Genomic DNA, 5,417 nt, shown 5'->3' with positions numbered 1-5,417 from the left:
TATGGCCCTGGTACGAGCGCTGAACAAAATGACGAAAGCAGGTATGCCTGAAAGCGTGCGTATTGCCTGAAAACACAACCCGCTACGGGGGAGACTTACCCGAAATCTGATTTATTCAACAAAGCCTTTCAATGCATGTCGTTGTTAGTCCTGATGCTCACGCAGGGTTGCTATACCCATCACAATCAGGCCATACAGAAGACACAGCAGTACTCCTGTAGTAAGCAGGTTATAAAGACGACGTGGATACTCTGCGTCTTCTGCCAATGTTGGTTGGCTGATGACTAACAGGTGCTTAAGCTTGCGATACGCTTCTACACGAGCCTGCTCCAGGCTAATAAGTCCGGATTTGTACAGATCCGCAGCCAGGGTCGCCTGGGTTTGAACATCCATATAGCGAGCCGTCACTTCGTTCATTGCATCTTTATCAGCACCGGTAAGTCTGGATTGTTCCTGAGCCAGTTGCTGCGTTAAGGCATCAACCCTGGCCTGCACAGAAACAACCGCAGGCGCGGTTTCTTTCATATAGCTTTGTAGCTGTTTTAACTGGGCCTGTTGCTGTGCCAGTTGAGCTTCTATCTGACTCACCACACCAAGGCGGGCACTGCTTGTTGATTCCGGGCTGATCAAATGATGGTTATTCTGGAAGTCCAGTACTTTGGCTTTTTCCGTCTGTACACGCTGATAGGCGCGATCGACTTCTTTCTCGACAAAGGCCAGTTGTTCCAGTGCTACCTGATGACCTAATTTATTGATAAAGCGGTCAGATTCCTGAAGCATCAATGCAACGACGCGCTGGCCATAGGCAGGATCAAAGGCCTGTAACTCAATTGTCAGCACACCGGACAGTTCATCCAGGTGCAATGACAGGTGCTGACGGTAATATTTAATGAACTCTTCCCGGCTTACATTATCTGGCAGGCGGGAAAAATAATCGATTTTGTGGCTTTGATAATGAGCTTTCAGGCCCAGCTCCTTATCGAGCTTGTTGAGCAGATCGGGGGATTTAAGATAATCCTGGATGATCAGTATATCTTCATGGTTACTGCCTCCAATTCCCAGCATTGAAAGGGCATCGGGCAGTATCTTAATTTGATCCGCCTGCTTAACTACCAGCTCGGCCCGACTGACATAGCGATCGGACACAATGACGCAAAAATAAAGCGCAGCAATAGCAAAACACACTACTACCCATAAAAAACTGCCGAGTTTAAGGCTCTTTTTCCATGAGCGGTGGGCAAGCTTGAAACCGCTGGAGTCAACAATGAAATGTTTGGGTTTGGTCTTTAATTTATTTAGCTTGCGCATCAAACCGGAGGATTTGTTAGAGCGGGTTGGCTGAATCATGATTTTTGGGCTTGTTATAGTTTCTGATAAATACGGATGGCATCTTCGATATCGTCGAACAACTCAAGGGTGCTGTTGCGCAGCAAAATACCCATATCGCATTGTTGGCGTAAGTTTTTCATATCGTGCGAGACCATGATCAAACTGGCGGTCTCGCGTTTTTGGTTAAAAACATCAATACATTTTTGTTTAAAGCGGGCGTCGCCCACTGACATAATTTCGTCGGTCAGGTAGATATCAAAATCAAAGGCCATGCTGACAGCAAAGGAAAATTTTGATCTCATCCCACTGGAGTAGCCTTTAATCGGCAGTTCAAAGTGTTGACCAATTTCCGAGAACTCTTTTACCCACTCTTCGATAGCCAGCGTATCGCGTACGCCGTGAATCCGGCACACAAAACGGGTGTTCTCCCGACCGGTCATACTACCCTGAAATCCGCCGCCAAGGGCGAGAGGCCATGAGACGCGACAGTGACGTGTTACCTTCCCTTTACTTGGCGTATCCATACCACCCAGCAGGCGCAGCAGCGTTGATTTTCCGGCTCCGTTGACACCTAAAATACCGATATTACGATCGCGGGGCAGCGTAATGTTCACGTCGCGCAATACATAGTTGCGACCAAATTTGGTGGGGTAATACTTCGAGACGTTATCTAAAATAATCATCGTTATTCGCTTTAGCTGGCTATCAGGCGACGATGGCTCAGACGATAGCAACTCATCGCAAAAGTCAGCAGCACCAATGTGACAGCAGACAAATAAACCCAACTGACATTCGGGCTGGCATAACCTGCAATCCAGCCAGAGCGAATCAGCTCAATGGCATGCACCAATGGATTCCATAAAAACCAGTGCTGAAACTGTGTAGGTACGGTTGCAAGGGGATACATGACGCAGGAAACAAACATCAGTGGCATCATTATTAGACTCAGAAACTTATCTGCTTCCTTGAATAAACTGCTCAGCACACAAAAAACGATACCTAATGAAAATGAAAAGATCATGAGCAGGCAATAGATAAGAATGACCTCTAAAGGATCGCTGGGTATAGCATCAAAACCAAACCACATTAACCCCAATACTAATATGACACCGACCACCAGTCCGATGATGGATTCGAGGATGAAACGGGCAACGAAGGTGGCAAAAGGTGTAACTTGCCGATAGCAGAACAACCCCATATTGGCATTAACTGCTGATTTTAACTGGCTGACCACTTTATTAAAAAACATGAATGGCAAATAGCCAGCAGTTATAAATACCTGCACAGGTACACCGCCAAATCCACTTTGACTACGCATCCCAAAAATCGCGCTAAACAGACCAATCATCAACAACGGATCCAACAGCGCCCAGGCATACCCCAGCCGGTAACTGCCAAATCTTGTTTTCAGTTCACGAATAAGCAGGCCAAACGTCACATCCCTCAGCACCTGGAACGAGCTGCGGGGCGTCTGGTTGAGAACAGGTTTAAGCATAAGAAGGCCGATATCACAGAACGGGCCCGCGAGGGGGCGAGCCCGCATTGAGGGTTAGTTCAGGACCACGTTGGCCGCCACGGCAACCTGATAGATGACCTGGGTGATGTCCTTGATGGACTGCATCATTTTGCTGTCCACTTTCGGCATGACCAGAATCTGATCGCCCGGCATCACATCGCCACCGTCTTTAAACTCCATCAGCCCGTTGGCATGCACCACGGCAATGCGCTTGTCGTTCGCACGGTCGGTATAGCCGCCCGCCCAGGCTACGTAGTCTTCCAGACTGGCGTTTTTGTTGTAGACCACCGCCTGCGGCATCATCACTTCGCCACCCACCTGAATCAGGTCGGTTTTGTTCGGGATCACAATCTGGTCGCCCTGTTCCAGCAGGATGTTGGCGATCACGCCCTTATCGGACACCACCACTTTACCCAGCGGCTGGATCTTGCGGGCTTTTTCCACAAAGCGCATCACCAGTTCGGCCTCTTTGGTGCGAATGGAGGCCTCGCCGTCAGAGCTGGCAGGTGCGGTAAAGACGCTGCGCTCCAGGCGGTTGAGGGAGTCTTCCAGCATCTCTTTCTGCCGCGCGGCCACGCTCTTACGCATGATATAGATCGAGCCGTAATCTGCCATGTTCGGGTCAATCGGGATGTGGTTCAGCAGATCGTGCAGACGGGTCTCTTTACGCACGGTGAAGTAGGATGGCCCGCGATAGCTGCCCATCACCTGCACATCGTACACCTGCGCATGCATGTCGTCGTTGAACAGCACTTTATCGCCGTCGCTCAGCTGAATGCGGTCGAAATCTTTATAGGGCATATAGACCGAGAACGGGCCACTGGCGCGATCGCCAATCACGCCCACGTGGCTCACCTTGGCGAGGGGCAGGGCGTAGTCGATCAGCTCTGAGCCGAGCGCGGTGCTGTTCTTCAGCTCGAAGCGGAACGGGTTACGCACTTTACCCGCCACGTTGATCATCGGCCCCTGGGGTTCAACCAGAATCACATCCTGATCTTTGAGGGACAGCTTCGGCATTTTGCCCTGCTGCATAAACTCATACAGGTCGATCTGCTGGATCACGCGGTTCTGGCGCAATACTTTAATATGACGATAGCTTCCACGGTCGGAGTCGATGCCGCCAGCGCGTTTCAGGAAATATAAAACGCTGTCGGAAGATTGTCCGGCATATTGTCCCGGACGAATGACGGGTCCGGTGACATATACACTGACCGGCGTCGCGGTAAGTAAATTAACGTAAACATTAACGTTATTGGTGAAAACTTCGCTGATATGGCTGGTAACCAGGTTATTAACCTTACTGGCCGCCACATTCTTGACATTAATCGGCCCGACATCGGGAATAAAAATATTGCCCTGATTATCGACGGTCACGACGTTGGAAAAATTGACTGCGCCCCAGATCCAGATATTCAGCTTATCGCCGGGGGCGATCAGGTAATTATCGTTTAAGCCGTCGCTGCGCTCGGTTTCATAACCACCGGCAAACAGGTTGGCACCGTATGGAGGGGGGAGGCCGGACTCGGACTGCGGCAGTAATTTACGCACATCAGACTCGCCCGGCAATAACATGCCCTGGCGGTTTTGCTGTGCGAAAGTCCCGGTGGTGGAGGAGGTGTTTGCCTGGCCGCTCATCGCTTGCTCGCCGCCAAGCTGCAGTCGGCCATCGCCGTTGTCTGCCGGGGTGTTCATCCCAAATGCCTGGGCTTCTTGCTGGGTGGGGGCGGCGAAAGAGGCGCAGGAGACGCAGGCCAGCAACAGGACGGCACTCAATTGCCGAAAATTCGTTATCTTCACAACATTTCTCTTCAAAATTATTGCACGGCAAGCAGGTTACTGGCGGAAGCCTGTTCCAGCTGCGGTACCAGATACCAGGTGTCACCGTTCTTACAGGTCACACCGTGCTGCGACTGGTTGTAGTTGCGATTACGCAGCAGTTCTATGCATTCCAGCCCCAGGGCGGAGACATAACGCTGGCCCAGAATATAGGTATTGCCATTGGCGCTGAGCGCGGCGCCCTGCGGCAGGGTGTTCAGAGGTTGTTGCAGATTGGCTGCCATAGCCTGGAGGTCGGTAGAAGCAGTCTGATTCACAAGCGGTCGGGATGCTTCAACCTGCTTCGGGGAATATGCACAGCCGCTCAACATGAGGGCGAGCGAAATCACCAGAAGGCGAGTTGCGTTCTTCATAGATCAATATTTTCCAACAATGCAATAACTGGAATGTGAAATAAAACTTTGATGGTATTCAACTGATTTTAATAGCGAAGCAGTTGAGAAATCTTGCAGGTGCAGGAGCAACAAAAACGCAGGTGTTAAGTAAGAAAATCCAAAAAAAGGGTAGGCTACCGCACGGAAATGGACAATTCCGGTTAAAATGTGTGCGATTTGCTTTAGGGCGCTGCCATAAAAAAACTATTCAGTAAACAACTAAATCGTTTTTTATTATTCATGAAAGTGCTTCTATGTGGCGGATATTACATAAGTTTGCAGTTTGTGTCATTTCAAATTTAAGAATTTTGCCCGGAAAAAGGGGAAAAGTCTGAAAACCTATTAATTCTGGTGGGTTGATC

The 5,417-nt window shown here is 49.8% G+C and carries 5 protein-coding genes; all 5 read right to left on the bottom strand.

All coding sequences use genetic code 11. The annotated features are described in order from the left end of the window. Window positions 1–144: 144 nt before the first annotated feature. The 5 genes from ACWYRJ_RS20420 to ACWYRJ_RS20400 all read right to left on the bottom strand — a co-directional run bounded on the left by ACWYRJ_RS20420 (window position 145) and on the right by ACWYRJ_RS20400 (window position 5,034). Window positions 145–1,347 carry a polysaccharide transporter gene (locus ACWYRJ_RS20420; protein WP_016240552.1) on the bottom strand — a complete coding sequence of 401 codons (1,203 nt, stop codon included), beginning with the start codon at window positions 1,345–1,347 and terminating at the stop codon, window positions 145–147. 14 nt (window positions 1,348–1,361) lie between these two features. Further along, window positions 1,362–2,012, bottom strand: a complete 651-nt coding sequence (locus tag ACWYRJ_RS20415; protein ID WP_016240553.1) for an ABC transporter ATP-binding protein — start codon at window positions 2,010–2,012, stop codon at window positions 1,362–1,364. Between the two features lie 11 nt (window positions 2,013–2,023). Next, window positions 2,024–2,767, bottom strand: a complete 744-nt coding sequence (locus ACWYRJ_RS20410) for an ABC transporter permease (protein ID WP_223862995.1) — start codon at window positions 2,765–2,767, stop codon at window positions 2,024–2,026. 111 nt (window positions 2,768–2,878) lie between these two features. Beyond that, complete coding sequence (locus tag ACWYRJ_RS20405) at window positions 2,879–4,642, bottom strand: polysaccharide biosynthesis/export family protein (protein WP_016240555.1); 1,764 nt, start codon at window positions 4,640–4,642, stop codon at window positions 2,879–2,881. Window positions 4,643–4,659: 17 nt separating this feature from the next. Further along, complete coding sequence (locus tag ACWYRJ_RS20400) at window positions 4,660–5,034, bottom strand: hypothetical protein (RefSeq protein ID WP_032180729.1); 375 nt, start codon at window positions 5,032–5,034, stop codon at window positions 4,660–4,662. Window positions 5,035–5,417 lie beyond the last annotated feature (383 nt).

The organism is Enterobacter sp. (assembly GCF_977039595.1).
This window is presented reverse-complemented; position numbering and strand designations above follow the sequence as displayed.

Coding starts and splice junctions, on each gene's coding strand:
- ACWYRJ_RS20420 (WP_016240552.1), bottom strand. CDS start 1,347: ATGATTCAGCCAACCCGCTCTAACAAATCCTCCGGTTTGATGCGCAAG.
- ACWYRJ_RS20415 (WP_016240553.1), bottom strand. CDS start 2,012: ATGATTATTTTAGATAACGTCTCGAAGTATTACCCCACCAAATTTGGT.
- ACWYRJ_RS20400 (WP_032180729.1), bottom strand. CDS start 5,034: ATGAAGAACGCAACTCGCCTTCTGGTGATTTCGCTCGCCCTCATGTTG.